The organism is Kitasatospora sp. NPDC098652 (assembly GCF_044760155.1).
Lineage (GTDB): Bacteria > Actinomycetota > Actinomycetes > Streptomycetales > Streptomycetaceae > Kitasatospora.
On record NZ_JBIWAQ010000027.1, the window covers coordinates 1 to 16413 of the forward strand.

Sequence of the window (16413 nt, forward strand, 5' to 3'; positions counted from 1 at the left end):
TGGCACGCTGTTGAGTTCTCAAGGAACGGACGCTTCCTTCGGACCGCCTTCCAGCGGGCCCTCCGGGCGCTTCGTTCTTTCGTGTTTCCAGCTTACCAGATGCTTTCCGCTCCGTTTACCGGGGCTTTTTGCATCTGAAATCTGGCGTTAACCCGCCGACTTGCGGCGACTCGCCCAACCATAGCGGGTCGGTTGCCGGAGCGCGAATCGGGGCCCGCCGTGGGTCACCCGGACGGCGGCATGATTTGTTGCTCTCGCGAGCATATACAGCAATGGTCCCGATTCGCCAAGATGCCTGTAGAGTGCGGCGCATCGACCAAGAGGACTAGACCAGTCGCGAGTCGATGTGACGCCGGTCGGTAGACGGGCGGGGCGTGGGTCTTCGCCCGGGAACGTCAACAGATGTCCGAAGTTGACATGATTTAGGCTTCAGTTGATTGTGTGCCGCACCTCGCGGCCGCTCGCTGTATTGCGCACTTGGGAGGCACAACCATGACCATTGTGACGTCGCCGCTGACCGGCCGGGCTGTCGGGCTTGCCAACGTGCCCGACCCGGTGTTCGCGGGCGCGATGGTCGGTCCGGGCACCGCGATCGACCCGGTGCGCGAGCCCACCGAGGCGGTCGCTCCGGTGGACGGCGTCGTGGTCTCCATGCACCCGCACGCCTTCGTGGTGGTGGACGCGGACGGGCACGGTGTGCTGACCCACCTGGGCATCGACACGGTGCAGCTGAACGGCGAGGGCTTCGAACTGCTCGTCAACAAGGGCGACACGGTGACCCGTGGTCAGGCCGTGATCCGGTGGGACCCGGCCGCGGTCGAGGCCGCGGGCAAGTCGCCGATCTCGCCGGTCGTGGCGCTGGAGGCCGCCCCCGACTCCCTGGGTGCCCTGGTCGAGTCCGGCGAGGTCCAGGCGGACGACCACCTGTTCAGCTGGAACTGACCCCTCAACCACCGACACACACCCGCCCCGCAGGAGTTGACGGGGCGACCCGGCACTCAGCGGTTCCCGGCGGGGCCGCTCCTCTCAGCGGAGAAACAGGTACATGGAGAAGACACTGCGCGGCGTGGGTGTCAGCCACGGGGTCGCGATCGGCCAGGTGCGGCACATGGGCACGGCGGTCCTGGAGCCCCCGGCCACCCAGATCCCGACCGAGGACGCCCCTCGCGAGCAGGCTCGTGCCCAGGCGGCCGTCGAGGCGGTCGCGGCCGACCTGATCGCGCGCGGCAACCTGGCCGGCGGTGAGGCGCAGGCCGTGCTGGAGGCCCAGGCGCTGATGGCGCAGGACCCGGAGCTGATGGCCGACGTGTCCCGTCGGATCGCCGTCGGCAGCAGTGCCGAGCGCGGCGTGTACGACGCCTTCGCGGCCTACCGGGCGCTGCTGGCCTCCGCCGGGGAGTACCTGGCCGGGCGGGTCGCCGACCTGGACGACGTGCGCAACCGCATCGTGGCCCGCCTGCTGGGCGTGCCGATGCCGGGCGTGCCGGACAGCGACGAACCGTACGTGCTGTTCGCGCGGGACCTGGCGCCGGCCGACACCGCGCTGCTGGACCCGGCGCTGGTGCTCGGCTTCGTGACCGAGGAGGGCGGGCCGACCAGCCACAGCGCCATCCTGGCGCGGGCGATGGGCGTGCCGGCCGTGGTCGCGCTGTCGGGGGCGACGGACGTCGCCGAGGGCACCGTCGTCGCGGTGGACGGCAGCTCGGGCGACGTACTGCTGGACCCGTCGCAGCAGAAGCAGGACGAGCTGCGGGCCGTCGCCGCCGAGCGCAAGGCCGCGCTGGCCGCCTCCTCCGGCCCGGGGCAGACCTCGGACGGACACCGGGTACCGCTGCTGGCCAACGTCGGCGGCCCGGCGGACGTGCCGGCCGCGCTGGAGAACGGTGCGGAGGGCGTCGGCCTGTTCCGTACCGAGTTCCTGTTCCTGGACGACTCGGCGAAGGCTCCCGGCGAGGAGAAGCAGGTCGAGGCGTACCGCAAGGTGCTGGAGGCCTTCCCGGAGGGCCGGGTCGTGGTCCGGGTGCTGGACGCGGGCGCGGACAAGCCGCTGGACTTCCTGACCCCGGCCGACGAGCCGAACCCCGCGCTGGGCGTGCGCGGTCTGCGCACCCTGCTGGAGCACCCGGAGGTGCTGCGCACCCAGCTGCGGGCGCTGGCCACGGCGGCCGCGGGCCTGCCGGTGCACCTCGAGGTGATGGCCCCGATGGTGGCCGACCGCAAGGACGCCGCGGCCTTCGCCGCCGCGTGCCGCGAGGCCGGGCTGGACGCCAAGTTCGGTGCGATGGTGGAGATCCCGTCGGCCGCGCTGCGGGCCCGGTCGATCCTCCAGGAGGTCGAGTTCCTGTCGCTGGGGACCAACGACCTGGCCCAGTACACCTTCGCCGCCGACCGTCAGGTCGGTGCGCTGGCCCGGCTGCAGGACCCGTGGCAGCCGGCGCTGCTGGACCTGGTCGCCGCGGCCGCCGAGGCCGCGCAGGCGACCGGCAAGAGCTGCGGCGTGTGCGGTGAGGCCGCGTCCGACCCGCTGCTGGCCGTGGTGCTGACCGGTCTGGGCGTCACCAGCCTCTCCATGGGCTCGGCCTCGATCCCCTACGTGCGGAGCACGCTGGCGAAGTACACGCTGGCGCAGTGCCGCCGGGCAGCCGAGGCGGCCCGGGCCGCGGACAGCGCCGAGGATGCGCGGGCCGCCGCGCAGCAGGTGCTCTCCGGCGAGTAGGACCCGGGCGAACGCCGAAGGGGCGCCCCCACCGCAACTGGTGGGGGCGCCCCTTCGGCGTTTCCCGGGTCGGTCAGGCCTGGCGGTCGACCCGGAGCTGCTCGAAGAAGCGCAGGTGGTCGAGGTTGTCGACCGAACCGGGGTTGACGGCCTGCTCCAGCGGGGTGCCGGAGAGGATCCGCTTGACCGGGACCTCGATGCGCTTGCCGGTCAGCGTGTGCGGCAGGCCGCGGACGGCGACCACCTCGTCCGGGACGTGGCGCGGGGAGAGCTCGGTGCGCAGCGAGGTGCGGATGCGGCCGATGAGGTCCTCGTCGAGTTCGGCGCCGGGGGCGAGGACGACGAACAGCGGCATCCAGTAGCCGCCGTCGGGCTCCTCCAGGCCGATGACCAGGGACTCGGCGATCTCGGGGAGGCGCTCGACCACCTCGTAGATGTCCGAGGAGCCCATCCGGACGCCCTGGCGGTTGAGGGTGGAGTCGGAGCGGCCGTGGATGACGACGGTGCCCCGGGAGGTGACGGTGATCCAGTCGCCGTGGCGCCAGATGCCGGGGTAGGTGTCGAAGTAGCTGTCGTGGTACCGGGTGCCCTCGGGGTCGTTCCAGAAGCCGGTGGGCATCGACGGGATCGGCTTGGTGACGACGAGTTCGCCGACGGTGTCGGTGTGCGGGTGGCCCTGGACGTCCCAGGACTCGACGGCGGCGCCCAGGCAGGGGGCCTGGATCTCGCCGAGGTGTACCGGCAGGGTGGGGACGCCGCCGACGAAGCAGGAGCAGACGTCGGTGCCGCCGCTGACCGAGGCGAGCCAGACGTCCTGCTTGACCTCGTCGTAGATCCAGCGGAAGCCGTCCGGCGGGAGCGGGGAGCCGGTGGTGCCGATGCAGCGGACGGCGGAGAGGTCGAGTTCGCGGCCGGGGTGCAGCTCGGCCTTGCGGCTGGCGATGACGTACGCGGCGGAGGTGCCGAGGACGGTGGCGCGGGTGCGGGCGGCGACGGACCACAGGGCGCCGGTGTCGGGGTGGCCGGGGCTGCCGTCGTAGGTGACGATCGTGGCCCCGACCAGGAGGCCGGCCAGCAGGAAGTTCCACATCATCCAGCCGGTGGAGGTGTACCAGAGGAAGCGGTCCTGGGGGCCGAGGTCGAGGTGGAGGCCGGCCTGCTTGAGGTGTTCGAGCAGGATGCCGCCCTGGCTCTGGACGATGGCCTTGGGCAGGCCGGTGGTGCCGGAGGAGTAGAGGACCCAGAGCGGGTGGTCGAAGGGGACCGGCTCGAACACCGGCGCCACGTCGTCGGCGACCAGGTCGTCCCACTGGAGGGCGCCCTCGGGGGCCGGGGCACCGAGCAGCGGGACGTGCACCACGGTGTGCAGGCTGGGGAGTTCGCGGCGCAGCTCGGCGACGACCTCGGTGCGGTCGTGGTCCTTGCCGCCGTAGTGGTAGCCGTCGACGGCGAAGAGGACCGCGGGTTCGATCTGCTGGAGGCGGTCGAGGACGCTGCGGGCGCCGAAGTCGGGGGCGCAGCTGGTCCAGATCGCGCCGACGGCGGCGGTGGCGAGCAGTGCGACGGCGGCCTGCGGGATGTTGGGCAGGTAGGCGCTGACCCGGTCGCCGGGGCGGACGCCGCGGGCGCGCAGGGCGGCGGCGAGCGAGCCGACCTGGCGGCGCAGCTCGGACCAGCTGAGGGCGGCCGGCTGCTCGGTGGTCTCGTCCAGGTGGAGGACGGCCGGGCGGTCCGCGTTGGCGGGGTCCTCGGCGGCGCGCAGGGCGTGCTCGGCGTAGTTGAGGCGGGCGCCGGGGAACCAGCGGGCGCCGGGCATGGCCGGGTCGGCGAGGACGGCCTCGGGGGCCTCGGTGAAGCGGACGTCGAACCACTGGGTGACCGCCGTCCAGAAGCGGTCGAGGTCGGCGGTGGACCAGGCGTGCAGGTCCGCGTAGCGCTGGGCGGCCTGCTGGTCGTCGTCGGCCGGGGCGAGCGGGGCGGCCGGGGCTCCGTGGTGCTCGGCGGCCCAGGCCTGGAAGGCGACCAGGCTGGTGGCGGCGGCGCGAGCGGGGTTGGGGCGCCAGAGCGGCTGGTCCTGGGAAGGGGTGCTCACGGTGGTGGTCTCCCGGCCGGTGGTGGGGACGGGTGAGCTCGTGGCCAACCCGTCCGGTTGGGCTGTCGGTGCAGACCATGCCATGCGAGCGGCCGCTGCGCCAGGGTCGGCCGGGGGTTGCGCCACCCCTCAGCGGGGGGTGAACTCGCCGTCGAACCAGCGGCGCAGGATGCCGTTGTGGAAGTCCCAGACCAGCGCGGTGTCGGCGGTGGCGAGCAGCCAGCCCTCGGTCTCGTCGGTGGGGAGGGAGGGCGGGAGTTCGGCGAGCGGGCGGGCGGGGAGGAGTCCGCAGAGCATGATGAAGCGGCCGTTGGGGTCGGAGGCGATGTGGATCAGGCGGACGTCGGCGGCGTCGGCCAGGATGCCGGTCTCCTCGGCGAGTTCGCGCACGCAGGCCTGCTGCCAGGTCTCGCCGAAGTCCATGTAGCCGCCGGGGAAGGCGAGTCCGCCGTAGCCGGGTTCGATGGTGCGGCGGATGACCACCAGGGCCGGGTCGGCGTCGGGCCGGGTGACGGGCAGGACGGTGACGGCGACGGGCAGCGGGTTGCGGTAGCTGATCTCGGCGCAGCCGGGGCAGGTGCGGGGCCAGGCCTCGGTGCCGGGCGGGTACGGCGTGCCGCAGAAGTGGCAGTGGGAGAACGGCCGGTGGATGGTGCGGGTCGCTTCGTCGGTGCTCATGGGCGGATGGTAGCCCGGGGCTCAGCGGGGGTGGTCGGGGGCGGTGGGGGCTCCGACGCCCTGGCCGTCCTCGCGGGCGGGGCGGAGCAGGGCGGGGTGCAGCAGTTGGGCGCCCCCGGCGTGGTAGGTGCGGGCGCGGGGGCCGCCGCGGGCGCCGCCGCGCTCGGTGGTGGTGCCGGTGCTCTCGACGAAGCCGGGGACGGAGAGGACCTTGCGGTGGAAGTTGCCGGGGTGGAGCTTCTCGTCCCAGACGGCCTCGTAGACGGCGCGGAGGTCGGGGATGGTGAAGTCGTGGGGCAGGAAGGCGGTGGCGAGCGGGCTGTACTCCAGCTTGGCGCGTACCCGGTCGAGGCCGTCGGCCAGGATGCGGGCGTGGTCGAAGGCGAGCCGGATCGGGTGCGGTGCGACCGGCGGGGGGCCGGTGTGCCCGTCGACGCCACCCCCGTGGGTGTCGGCGGGCACACCGGCGGCTGGGGCGCGGTCCGGGGACCGCGGGGCCGGATCGAGGTCGGCCACCGGGTGCCAGGCGGCGGCCGCGGCGTCCGTGCCGGCCTGCGGGTCGGGCAGGTCCGGGGCGAAGGCCAGGTAGGCGACGGAGACGACGTGCATCCGTGGGTCCCGATCGGGGGCGCCGTAGGTGCCGAGCTGTTCGAGGTGCAGGCGGCAGAGCGCGGCCTCGGCCTCGGAGACGCCCTGGAGGCCGGTCTCCTCGGCGAGCTCGCGGGCGGCGGCCTCGTCGAGGCCCTCCTCCCCCGCCCGCAGGAAGCCGCCGGGCAGCGCCCAGCAGCCCTGGTAGGGCGGGGCGCCGCGTTCGACCAGCAGCACGTGCAGCCGGCCGCTGCGCAGCGTCAGCGCCACCACGTCGACGGTGACGGCGATCGGGGCGTAGGCGCGCGGGTCGTACGCGGCGAGCCATTCCTGCTCGGCCGCGGGCCCGGCGGCGGGCTGGGGGGACGGGTCGTCCGCTGCCATCGCCGGCTCCTCTCCGCGCCCCTGGGGCCCTGGTGCTGTCGTTCTCGGGATGAGCACAACGTAACGACTCCGTTCCCCGGCGGCAAACGGTTTTCCCGGTCGGCGGCGGGCTCCGGCTTCTAGGCTGTGACCAGGAACGACCGCGCCCGAGGAGGCCGAGATGCCCACTGCTCCCCCGCCGGACTTCGCCACGGCGCTGGCGGCCGGCCCGCTGGTCCTGGACGGCGGGATGTCCAACCAGCTGGCCGCCGCGGGGCACGACCTCTCGGACGCGCTGTGGTCGGCGCGGCTGCTCGCGGACGATCCGGACGCGGTGGTGGCGGCGCACCGGGCGTACTTCGCGGCGGGGGCCGACGTCGCGATCACGGCGAGCTACCAGGCGAGTTTCGAGGGCTTCGCCCGGCGCGGGGTGGGGCACGCGGCGGCGGCCCGGCTGCTGGCGAGCAGCGTGGAGCTGGCCCGGGAGGCGGCGCGGGCCGAGCCGGGCGGCCGGCGGCGCTGGGTGGCGGCCTCGGTCGGCCCGTACGGAGCGGTGCTGGCGGACGGTTCGGAGTACCGGGGCCGGTACGGCCTGGACCACGCGGAGCTGATGGCGTTCCACCGGCCGCGGCTGGAGGTGCTGGCGGCGGCCCGGCCGGACGTGCTGGCGTTGGAGACGGTGCCGGACGCGGACGAGGCGCGGGCGCTGCTGGAGCTGGTGCGCGGGCTGGGGGTGCCGGCCTGGTTGTCGTACAGCGTGGCGGACGGCCGGACCAGGGCCGGGCAGCCGCTGGCGGAGGCGTTCGCGCTGGCGGCGGAGGTGGACGAGGTGCTGGCGGTGGGCGTCAACTGCTGCACTCCGCAGGACGCGGACCTGGCGGTGGCGGTGGCCGCGGAGGTGACCGGGAAGCCGGTGGTGGTCTATCCGAACAGCGGGGAGCAGTGGGACCCGGACCGCCGGGACTGGCGCGGGGAGTCGACCTTCCGCTCGGCGCGGGTGGGCGGCTGGCTGGCGGACGGCGCGCGGCTGGTCGGCGGCTGCTGCCGGGTCGGCACCGACGGGATCGCCGCGCTGGCGGCCGAGGTGTCGGTGCGGCGCGGGCTGCTCAGCGGGGTGGAAGGGTAGCGCACGGGCCGGGCGCGGAAGGTTAACACCGGGTCGAGCACGGGTTACCGAGGGGGAAGGTGCACGGACGGACGGCGGCCTGGCAGACTCGTCCCGTCACCCCTGCGGTCGACAATGTCGACCGCCTGTCAGCCCGGAGGTATCCATGCCCGGCCCGATCCAGTCGCTCTCCCGGGCCGCCGCGATCATGCGCCTGCTGGCCGGCGGCGAGCGCCGCCTGGGGCTGTCCGAGGTCGCGACGGCACTGGACCTCGCCAAGGGCACCGCGCACGGGATCCTGCGCACGCTGCAGCAGGAGGGCTTCGTCGAGCAGGACCCGGAGAGCGGCAAGTACCAGCTGGGCGCCGAGCTGCTGCGGCTGGGGCAGAGCTACCTGGACGTGCACGAGCTGCGGGCGCGGGCGCTGGTGTGGGCGGACGACCTGGCCCGGGCGGCCGGGGAGACCGTCTACCTGGGGGTGCTGCACCAGCAGGGCGTGCTGATCGTGCACCACGTGTTCCGGCCCGACGACACCCGGCAAGTGCTGGAGGTCGGCTCGATGCAGCCGCTGCACAGCACCGCGATCGGCAAGGTCCTGGTGGCCTACGACCCGGTCGCGCGCGGGGAGTTGGGCGAGGGACCGTACGAGTCGTACACCGTGCGGACGCTGACCGAGGCGAGCGACCTGGACGCCGAGTGCGCGCTGATCCGCGAGCGCGGCTGGGCGGACTCGATCGAGGAGACCTGGGAGGGCGTGGCCTCGATCGCGGCGCTGATCCAGGACCGGCGGCGCAACCCGGTGGGCGCGGTGTGCATCAACGGGCCGGTGGAGCGGGTCTGCGAGGACGGCTTCGTGAAGCCCTCGCTGGTGGCGTCGGTGCGCAGCGCGGCGCGGGCGATCTCCCGCGATCTGGGCGCCGGGCGGTTCTGAGCAACGCGGTCGATTCGTCACGCTGAGGCGCGGACGGGCGGTGAGCCTGTCCGCGCCTTGGCGTTTTGCCCCGATTCGGGGCACTCCGCTGGGTAACTTCGGGGGACCTTCCGAGGGAAGGGTCACAGCTGCGTAACCCCGCCTTGACGCGGGGCCGACCTGGGGAGGAAGCTTCCGCATGACGGTCGACATTGTCGAACGATGGCCGGGAAGATCACTCCCACAGCACGCTCACCCGCACAGGGATCGACCGGCCGCCTGCCCCCACCCGCACTTCGGGCCATGACAAGGGAGTCTTTGTGTCCGCCATCTCCAACGGCGACGTCTTCGTCGGCGAAACCCTCGGCACCGCCGCCCTGATACTCCTCGGCGGCGGCGTCTGTGCCGCCGTGACCCTCAAGAAGTCGAAGGCCTTCAACGCCGGCTGGCTGGCGATCACCTTCGGCTGGGGCTTCGCGGTCCTCATCGCCGCCTACATGACCGGGGCCAAGTCCGGCGCCCACCTCAACCCGGCCGTCACCGTCGCCATCGCCGTCAAGACCGGCGAGTGGAGCCAGGTGCCGCTGTACATCGGCTCCCAGCTGCTCGGCGCGATCATCGGCGCCGTCATGGTCTGGCTCGCCTACCTCGGCCAGTTCCAGGCCAACAAGGAGCCGACCCTCGGCATCTTCTCGACCGGGCCCGAGATCCGGAACCCGCTCCAGAACGTGATCACCGAGGTCATCGGCACCTTCGTGCTCTGCATGGCGATCCTCACCCTCGGCACCACCAAGGGCCTGGGCGACAGCGGCATGGGCACCCTGATCGTCGCCCTCACCGTCGTCGGCATCGGCCTCTCCCTCGGTGGCCCGACCGGCTACGCGATCAACCCGGCCCGCGACCTCGGCCCGCGCATCGCCCACACCTTCCTGCCGATCCCGAACAAGGGCGGCTCGGACTGGTCGTACGCCTGGATCCCGGTCGTCGGCCCGCTCCTGGGCGGCCTCGCGGCCGGCGGCGTGTACAACGCCCTGTTCTAAAGGCCCGGTTGGAAACCGCCGAGCACGGGGACTGACCGGACGTACGGGTAACGAACGTCCGTGTCAGGCCCATCCACCCCGTAACCCCCGAACTTGAGCCGAGGACCCTCCACATGACCTCCACTGGCAACTACATCGCCGCGATCGACCAGGGCACCACCTCCAGCCGCTGCATCATCTTCGGCGCCGACGGCCGGATCGTCGCCGTCGACCAGCAGGAGCACCGGCAGATCTTCCCCCAGCCCGGCTACGTCGAGCACGACGCCGCCGAGATCTGGACCCGGGTGCAGTCGGTCGTCCGCGGCGCGCTGGAGAAGGCCGGCCTGACCAAGGACGACATCCGCGCGATCGGCATCACCAACCAGCGCGAGACCACCGTCCTGTGGGACAGGAACACCGGTGAGCCGGTGCACAACGCGCTGGTGTGGCAGGACACCCGCACCGAGGGCCTCTGCCGCGAGCTGGGCCGCAACGTCGGCCAGGACCGCTTCCGCCGCGAGACCGGCCTCCCGCTGGCCAGCTACTTCGCCGGCCCGAAGATCCGCTGGCTGCTGGACAACGTCGAGGGCCTGCGCGAGCGCGCCGAGGCCGGCGACATCCTGTTCGGCACCATGGACACCTGGGTGATCTGGAACCTCACCGGCGGTGTCAACGGCGGCAAGCACGTCACCGACGTCACCAACGCCAGCCGCACCATGCTGATGAACCTCAAGACCCTCGCCTGGGACGAGAGCATCGCCGAGTCGATGGGCGTGCCGATGGCCGTCCTCCCGGAGATCCGCTCCTCCGCCGAGGTCTACGGCGAGGCCGTCGGCGACCTGGCCGGCGTCCCGGTCGCCTCCGCGCTCGGCGACCAGCAGGCCGCGCTGTTCGGCCAGACCTGCTTCAACGAGGGCGAGGCCAAGTCGACCTACGGCACCGGCACCTTCCTGCTGCTGAACACCGGCGAGAAGATCGTCAACTCGTACCACGGCCTGCTGACCACGGTCGGCTACCGGATCGGCGACCAGGCCCCGGTCTACGCGCTGGAGGGCTCGATCGCCGTCACCGGCTCGCTCGTCCAGTGGCTGCGCGACCAGCTCGGCATCATCTCCACCGCCGCCGAGATCGAGACCCTCGCCAACACCGTCGAGGACAACGGCGGCGCCTACTTCGTCCCGGCCTTCTCCGGCCTGTTCGCCCCGTACTGGCGCTCCGACGCCCGCGGTGTGATCGCCGGTCTGACCCGGTACGTCACCAAGGGCCACCTGGCCCGGGCCGTCCTGGAGGCCACCGCCTGGCAGACCCGCGAGGTCGTCGACGCCATGCAGAAGGACTCCGGGGTCGAGCTCACCGCCCTCAAGGTCGACGGCGGCATGACCAGCAACAACCTGCTCATGCAGAACATCGCCGACGTCCTGAACGCCCCGGTCGAGCGCCCGTACGTGGCCGAGACCACCGCCCTCGGCGCCGCCTACGCGGCCGGTCTCGCCGTCGGCTTCTGGAACGACCTCGACACCCTGCGGGCCAACTGGCACCGCGCCGCCGAGTGGACCCCGCGCATGGACGAGGACACCCGGGAGCGCGAGTACAAGAAGTGGCTCAAGGCCGTGGAGCGCACCATGGGCTGGGTGGAGGAGGAAGAGACCAACTGACCGACCCGCCGGTCGGGGCCCCGTGCCCCGGCCGGCCGCCCGCTGTTCCGGCAACGGGCGCAACCGTGTTTCACCGGCCCGCCGCACCGGGCCGACCGGCCTCTCCAGCAGGGGCCGCACCGCACCCGAGAGGAGTAACGGCGCAGCCGGAACAGCGCGCCGTACACAACCACCATGGCAACCATCCCGACCCTGGGCGCCGAGCGCACCGCCGGCCGCACCGCTTCCCGTGCCGAGACCCGTGAGCTGCTCGGCAAGGCCACCTACGACCTGCTGGTGATCGGGGGCGGCATCCTCGGCACGGCCGTCGCCTGGACCGCGTCCCAGGCCGGCCTGAAGGTCGCCATGGTCGACGCCGGCGACTTCGCCGGTGCCACCTCCAGCGCCTCCTCCAAGCTCGTCCACGGCGGTCTGCGCTACCTGCAGACCGGCGCGGTCAAGCTGGTCGCCGAGAACCACAAGGAGCGCCGCGCGCTCTCCACCGACGTGGCCCCGCACCTGGTCAACCCGCTGACCTTCTTCGTGCCGGTCTACAAGGGCGGCCCGCACGGCGCGGCCAAGCTCGGCGCCGGCGTGTTCCTGTACTCGGCGCTGTCCGCCTTCCGCGACGGCATGGGCCGGGTCTCCACCGCCGCGCACGCCGCCCAGCAGGTGCCCGCGCTGCGCACCGAGGGCCTGCGCTCGGTGGCCGTCTACGGCGACCACCAGATGAACGACTCGCGCGTCGCGGTGATGACCGTGCGCGCCGCCGTCGACGCCGGCGCCGTGGTGCTCAACCACGCCGAGGTCACCGGCCTGCGCTTCACCGGCGGCCGGGTCACCGGCGCCGAGCTGCGCGACCGCCTGGACGGCAGCGAGTTCGGCGTGAACGCCCGCCTGGTGCTCAACGCCACCGGCCCGTGGGTCGACCACCTGCGCACCATGGAGGACGCCGGCGCCGCGCCGTCGATCCGCCTCTCCAAGGGCGCCCACGTCGTCGTCAAGCGCCGCTCGCCGTGGCGCGCCGCGCTGACCATCCCGATCGACAAGTACCGCGTCTCCTTCGCCATCCCGTGGGAGGACCACGTCCTCCTCGGCACCACCGACGAGGAGTACACCGGCGACCCGAAGGACGTCCGGGCCACCGAGGCGGACATCGACCAGATCATGGGCGAGGCCGCGCACGCGATCCGCGACGAGCACCTCGACCGCGACCTGATCACCTACTCCTTCGCCGGCCTGCGCGTGCTGCCCGGCGGCCCGGGTGACACCGCCGCCGCCAAGCGCGAGACCGTCGTCACCGAGGGCCGCGGCGGCATGCTGTCGGTCTCCGGCGGCAAGTGGACCACCTACCGGCACATCGGCCGCGCGGTGCTGGAGAAGCTGGCGCACGTGCCCGGCACCGGCCTCGCCGAGGACATGTCCCCGATCGCCCCGACCGTCCCGCTGCCGGGCGTCGGCGCGCCGAACGCCGTCGCGCACCGCCTGCTGATCGACCGCGAGCCGGGCTCGCGGATGGAGCCGCTGGTCGCCAAGCACCTGGCCAGCCACTACGGCACCCTGTCCTTCGACATCGCCCGCATGATCGACGAGAACCCGGAGCTCGGCCGGCCGATCCACGAGGACGGCCCGGACGTCTGGGCGCAGGTCGCCTACGCGGCCGAGAACGAGTGGGCGTACACGGCGGACGACGTGCTGCGCCGCCGCACCACCATGACGGTGCGCGGGTTGGACACCCCGGAGATCCGGGACGAGGTCGAGGCCTTCCTCGCGAAGCGCGGGAACAAGTAAGAGTAACTGCGGTACGGCGGGCGGGCGTTCGGGGTTTCCCCGGACGCCCGCCGGCTTTTTCACACCACGGCGCCCGCCTTGACCACGTGCCGGAGGTGCTGTTCCGGGCGGGTCAGCACGGTGAGGTCGGCCAGCGGGTCGCCGTCGACGACCAGCAGGTCCGCGTGCGCGCCCGGGGCGAGGGTGCCGATCTCCCCCGCCAGGCCGAGCAGCCGGGCCGCCGTGGTGGTCGCCGAGCGGAGCACGTCGAGGGCCGGCTGGACCTGGGCGCGCAGGGTGAACTCCTCCAGCTGGGCGTGGTGCAGCGGGCCGAGCAGGTCGCTGCCGTAGACCAGGTTGACGCCCGCGCGGTGGGCGAGCTCCAGGGCCTCCAGGCCGCGGTCGCGGACCTCGGCGAGCTTGGCCAGGGAGGCCGGCGGCAGGCCGGAGGCGGCGCCGAGCTTCGCGGTCCGCTCGTAGGCGACCAGGGTGGGGACCAGGAAGGCGTCCTTCTCCAGCAGCAGCTCGACGGTGGTGTCGTCCAGCAGGTTGCCGTGTTCGACGCAGCGCACGCCGGCCCGCAGGGCGCGGTCGATCGCGCGCGGGTGGTAGGCGTGCACGGTGACGTAGCGGTTGTGGTTCTCGGCCTCCTGGACGGCCGCCCGGATCTCCTCCTCGCTGTACTGGACCGCGGCGATCTCGTCGTGCGGGGAGGCGACGCCGCCGGAGAGCAGCACCTTGAGGTGCCGGGCGCCCTTGCGGAACTCGTCCCGGGCGGCGGCGCGCACCGCGTCCACGCCGTCGGCGATCCGGCCGAAGTGGGGGCGGGCCTCGCAGCAGGGCAGCGAGTCGTCCCCGAGCGGGCGCAGGTCGCCGTGGCCGCCGGTCTGGGAGAGCGCCTTGCCGCCGTGCAGCAGGCGCGGGCCGGGGACGAGGCCCTCGGCCAGGGCGCGGGCCATGCCGTGGTCCGCGCCGCCGACGTCGCGGACGGTGGTGAAGCCGCGGCGCAGCATGCGTTCGGCCTCGGCCAGGGCCCGGACGGTGGCGTAGCCGGGCGTCCAGTTCGCGACGTCGCGCAGGTCGAGCGAGGTGACCAGCAGGTGGACGTGGGCGTCGATCAGGCCGGGCAGCACGGTGGCGCCCTGCGCGTCCAGGACCCGGACCGTCTCGGTGACGGCCGGCGGGCGGCCGGTGCCGGTGGCGGTGATCCGGCCGTCGGCGGCCTCCAGCCAGCCCGGCTCGGTGCGGGTGCCGTCCTCGGGGTGGAGCAGGTGGGCGTTGGTGATCAGCAGGCGGGTCATGTCCGGCTCCTTCGGGCGCGCATGGTTCAGTACGGCACGTATTGAATACGACCCGTACTGAATACACCATGTATCGTGCTGCTGTGAACCCACCCCCCACCGAAGCCGACGCTCCCCGACCACCCCGGCGGCGCGTCCACACCCGGGCCCGACTGCTGGCCGCGGCGAGCGAACTGTTCCTCTCGATCGGCTTCGCCCGGACGAGCATCGAGGACGTCTGCGCCGCCGCCGGGTACACCCGCGGAGCCTTCTACTCGAACTTCGGCAGCAAGGAGGACCTGCTGCTGGCGCTCTTCGACGACCAGGCCGCCCGGCGGATGGCCGAGCTGGAGCGGCTCGCCGCGGCCTGCGAGGCGCTCGCGCCGCCGGAGCGGGCCCGACTGCTGGTCGAGGCGCTGCTGCGGGTCGAGCCGGCGGAGAGCGGGTGGATCCTGCTGTTCCTGGAGTTCCGGCTGGTCGCGGCCCGGTCCGCGACGCTGGCCGAGCAGCTCGCCGAGCACGACCGGACGGTGGCGCGGGCGCTGGCGGACGTCCTGGAGCGGGTGCTGCCCGAGCTGGTGCCGGCCGGGGCCGGGGCCGGGCGGACGGCGGCGGTCGTGCTGGCGGCGCGCGAGGGGCTGCTGGCCCGTACGGCGGCCGGCGGCGAGGCGGCCGAGGAGCTGCTGGCGGCCACCACGGCGGTGCTCTCCGGACTGCTCGGAAACTGACCGCAACGCCGCAGGGGCGGCACCCGTACGTACGGGTGCCGCCCCTGCGGACGAAGGCGCGCCGGCGCTAGATGATCAGGCTCAGCGGCATGATCAGGGCGATCGCGACCACCGAGATCACCGTCTCCATCACCGACCAGGACTTGAGCGTCTGCCCGACGCTCATCCCGAAGTACTCCTTCACCAGCCAGAAGCCGGCGTCGTTGACGTGCGACAGGAACAGCGAGCCGGCCCCGATCGCGAGCACCAGCAGGGCCGCGTGGGTCGAGGACATGTTCGCGGCGAGCGGCGACACGATGCCGGCCGCGGTGATGGTGGCGACCGTCGCCGAGCCGGTGGCCAGGCGGATCAGCACCGCGATCAGCCAGCCCAGCAGCAGCGCGGAGATGTGCCACTTGCCGGACCACTCGCTCACCGCGTTGCCGACGCCCACGTCGATCAGGGTCTGCTTGAAGCCGCCGCCGGCGCCGACGATGAACACGATGCCGGCGATCGGGCCGAGCGCCTTGCCGACGGTGTCGGAGATCCGGGCCTTGTCGAAGCCGGCCGCCCTGCCGAGGGTCAGCATGGCCAGCAGGGTGGCGGCGAGCAGGGCGATCAGCGGGGAGCCGATGAAGTCGAAGACCCGCTGGCCGACCGCCTTCGGGTCGTCGATCACCACGTCGGCCAGGGCCTTGCCGAGCATCAGCACGACGGGCAGCAGGATGGTGGCCAGCACCGCGCCGAACGACGGGGTGCGCTCGGACTCGGCGGTTCCCTCGGGGGCCGTGGCGGCCGGGATCTCCAGCGGGCCCACCCAGCGCTCGGCGACCCGGGCGAACAGCGGGCCGGCGATGATCAGGGTCGGGACGGCGATCAGCAGGCCGAGCGCCAGGGTGATGCCGAGGTCGGCCTTGAGCGCGTCGACGGCGACCAGCGGGCCCGGGTGCGGGGGCACCAGGCCGTGCAGCACCGACAGGCCGGCCAGCGCCGGGATGCCGACCCGCATCAGCGGCACGTTGCCGCGGCGGGCGACCAGCAGCACGATCGGGATCAGCAGGACGACGCCCACCTCGAAGAACAGCGGCAGGCCGAGCACGGCGGCGATCAGCGCCATCGCCCAGGGCAGCGCCCTGTTGCCGGTCCGGGACAGTACGGTGTCCGCGATGATGTTGGCGCCGCCCGAGTCCGCGAGCAGCTTGCCGAGCATCGCGCCCAGGCCGATCAGCAGCCCGACACTGGCCACGGTGGATCCGAAGCCCGTGGAGAAGCTGCTCAGCAGCTTGTCGAAGGGGGCACCCGCGACGGCCGCCAGCAGGCCGGAGCCGAGCGTGAGGGCGAGGAAGGGGTGCAGTTTCAGCTTGGTGATCAGCAGCACGATCGCGCCGATGCTGAGCAGCACCGCGAGCAGCAGCTGGGAGTCGCTGCCGGTGTGCGGCAGGGCCGGTGGGGCGGCCGCCAGGAGGGTCGGGGCGAGGGTGGGGGCAATACTCATGCGCCCGCCTCACTTCGCTCGGCAGGGGCATTCGCCCGTACGCGCCTTCTGACGGC

General features: G+C 73.2%; 13 protein-coding genes. 8 read left to right on the top strand and 5 right to left on the bottom strand.

What is annotated here, in order from left to right; all coding sequences use genetic code 11:
* The first annotated feature begins 492 nt into the window (after positions 1-492).
* The gene (locus ACIQWA_RS35685) at positions 493-942 is read left to right on the top strand and encodes a PTS glucose transporter subunit IIA (RefSeq protein WP_402489895.1); all 450 of its coding nucleotides are present in this window, start codon (positions 493-495) and stop codon (positions 940-942) included.
* 103 nt (positions 943-1045) lie between these two features.
* Positions 1046-2716 (top strand): phosphoenolpyruvate--protein phosphotransferase, encoded by a 1671-nt coding sequence (ptsP, locus tag ACIQWA_RS35690; protein WP_402489898.1) that lies wholly within the window; start codon positions 1046-1048, stop codon positions 2714-2716.
* Between the two features lie 73 nt (positions 2717-2789).
* On the opposite strand, the gene ACIQWA_RS35695 is transcribed toward ptsP, so the two are convergent.
* The 3 genes from ACIQWA_RS35695 to ACIQWA_RS35705 are packed head-to-tail and all read right to left on the bottom strand — an operon-like array spanning position 2790 to position 6458.
* The gene (locus tag ACIQWA_RS35695; RefSeq protein WP_402489901.1) at positions 2790-4892 is read right to left on the bottom strand and encodes an acetoacetate--CoA ligase; all 2103 of its coding nucleotides are present in this window, start codon (positions 4890-4892) and stop codon (positions 2790-2792) included.
* A 45-nt stretch (positions 4893-4937) separates the two neighbouring features.
* A complete protein-coding gene (locus tag ACIQWA_RS35700; protein ID WP_402489903.1) occupies positions 4938-5486 on the bottom strand; it encodes an NUDIX domain-containing protein in 549 nt (182 codons plus the stop codon).
* A 21-nt stretch (positions 5487-5507) separates the two neighbouring features.
* The gene (locus tag ACIQWA_RS35705; RefSeq protein ID WP_402489905.1) at positions 5508-6458 is read right to left on the bottom strand and encodes an NUDIX hydrolase; all 951 of its coding nucleotides are present in this window, start codon (positions 6456-6458) and stop codon (positions 5508-5510) included.
* A gap of 160 nt (positions 6459-6618) precedes the next feature.
* On the opposite strand from ACIQWA_RS35705, the gene mmuM reads away from it, so the two are divergent.
* From mmuM to ACIQWA_RS35730, 5 genes are all read left to right on the top strand, one after another.
* Entirely contained in the window at positions 6619-7563 is a 945-nt protein-coding gene (mmuM, locus tag ACIQWA_RS35710; RefSeq protein WP_402489908.1) for a homocysteine S-methyltransferase, read from the top strand.
* A gap of 145 nt (positions 7564-7708) precedes the next feature.
* Complete coding sequence (locus ACIQWA_RS35715; RefSeq protein WP_360243495.1) at positions 7709-8473, top strand: IclR family transcriptional regulator; 765 nt, start codon at positions 7709-7711, stop codon at positions 8471-8473.
* Positions 8474-8781: 308 nt separating this feature from the next.
* Entirely contained in the window at positions 8782-9492 is a 711-nt protein-coding gene (locus tag ACIQWA_RS35720) for an MIP/aquaporin family protein (RefSeq protein ID WP_402490057.1), read from the top strand.
* Positions 9493-9605: 113 nt separating this feature from the next.
* Entirely contained in the window at positions 9606-11126 is a 1521-nt protein-coding gene (glpK, locus tag ACIQWA_RS35725; protein ID WP_360243498.1) for a glycerol kinase GlpK, read from the top strand.
* 174 nt (positions 11127-11300) lie between these two features.
* Complete coding sequence (locus tag ACIQWA_RS35730) at positions 11301-12896, top strand: glycerol-3-phosphate dehydrogenase/oxidase (RefSeq protein WP_360243501.1); 1596 nt, start codon at positions 11301-11303, stop codon at positions 12894-12896.
* Between the two features lie 59 nt (positions 12897-12955).
* Here the strand turns inward: ACIQWA_RS35730 and ACIQWA_RS35735 are convergent, their stop codons facing one another.
* Entirely contained in the window at positions 12956-14176 is a 1221-nt protein-coding gene (locus ACIQWA_RS35735; protein ID WP_402489912.1) for an amidohydrolase family protein, read from the bottom strand.
* 83 nt (positions 14177-14259) lie between these two features.
* On the opposite strand from ACIQWA_RS35735, the gene ACIQWA_RS35740 reads away from it, so the two are divergent.
* Positions 14260-14883 carry a TetR/AcrR family transcriptional regulator gene (locus ACIQWA_RS35740; RefSeq protein ID WP_402489915.1) on the top strand — a complete coding sequence of 208 codons (624 nt, stop codon included), beginning with the start codon at positions 14260-14262 and terminating at the stop codon, positions 14881-14883.
* A 67-nt stretch (positions 14884-14950) separates the two neighbouring features.
* On the opposite strand, the gene ACIQWA_RS35745 is transcribed toward ACIQWA_RS35740, so the two are convergent.
* On the bottom strand, positions 14951-16357 hold the full coding sequence (locus ACIQWA_RS35745) for a gluconate:H+ symporter (RefSeq protein WP_402489918.1): 1407 nt from the start codon (positions 16355-16357) through the stop codon (positions 14951-14953).
* Between the last annotated feature and the right edge of the window lie 56 nt (positions 16358-16413).

Excerpts from the sequence above, each read along its gene's own strand:
- ACIQWA_RS35685 (WP_402489895.1), top strand. The coding sequence starts at position 493 with ATGACCATTGTGACGTCGCCGCTGACCGGCCGGGCTGTCGGGCTTGCC.
- ptsP (WP_402489898.1), top strand. The coding sequence starts at position 1,046 with ATGGAGAAGACACTGCGCGGCGTGGGTGTCAGCCACGGGGTCGCGATC.
- ACIQWA_RS35695 (WP_402489901.1), bottom strand. The coding sequence starts at position 4,892 with ATGGCATGGTCTGCACCGACAGCCCAACCGGACGGGTTGGCCACGAGC.
- ACIQWA_RS35700 (WP_402489903.1), bottom strand. The coding sequence starts at position 5,486 with ATGAGCACCGACGAAGCGACCCGCACCATCCACCGGCCGTTCTCCCAC.
- ACIQWA_RS35705 (WP_402489905.1), bottom strand. The coding sequence starts at position 6,458 with ATGGCAGCGGACGACCCGTCCCCCCAGCCCGCCGCCGGGCCCGCGGCC.
- mmuM (WP_402489908.1), top strand. The coding sequence starts at position 6,619 with ATGCCCACTGCTCCCCCGCCGGACTTCGCCACGGCGCTGGCGGCCGGC.
- ACIQWA_RS35715 (WP_360243495.1), top strand. The coding sequence starts at position 7,709 with ATGCCCGGCCCGATCCAGTCGCTCTCCCGGGCCGCCGCGATCATGCGC.
- glpK (WP_360243498.1), top strand. The coding sequence starts at position 9,606 with ATGACCTCCACTGGCAACTACATCGCCGCGATCGACCAGGGCACCACC.
- ACIQWA_RS35730 (WP_360243501.1), top strand. The coding sequence starts at position 11,301 with ATGGCAACCATCCCGACCCTGGGCGCCGAGCGCACCGCCGGCCGCACC.
- ACIQWA_RS35735 (WP_402489912.1), bottom strand. The coding sequence starts at position 14,176 with ATGACCCGCCTGCTGATCACCAACGCCCACCTGCTCCACCCCGAGGAC.
- ACIQWA_RS35745 (WP_402489918.1), bottom strand. The coding sequence starts at position 16,357 with ATGAGTATTGCCCCCACCCTCGCCCCGACCCTCCTGGCGGCCGCCCCA.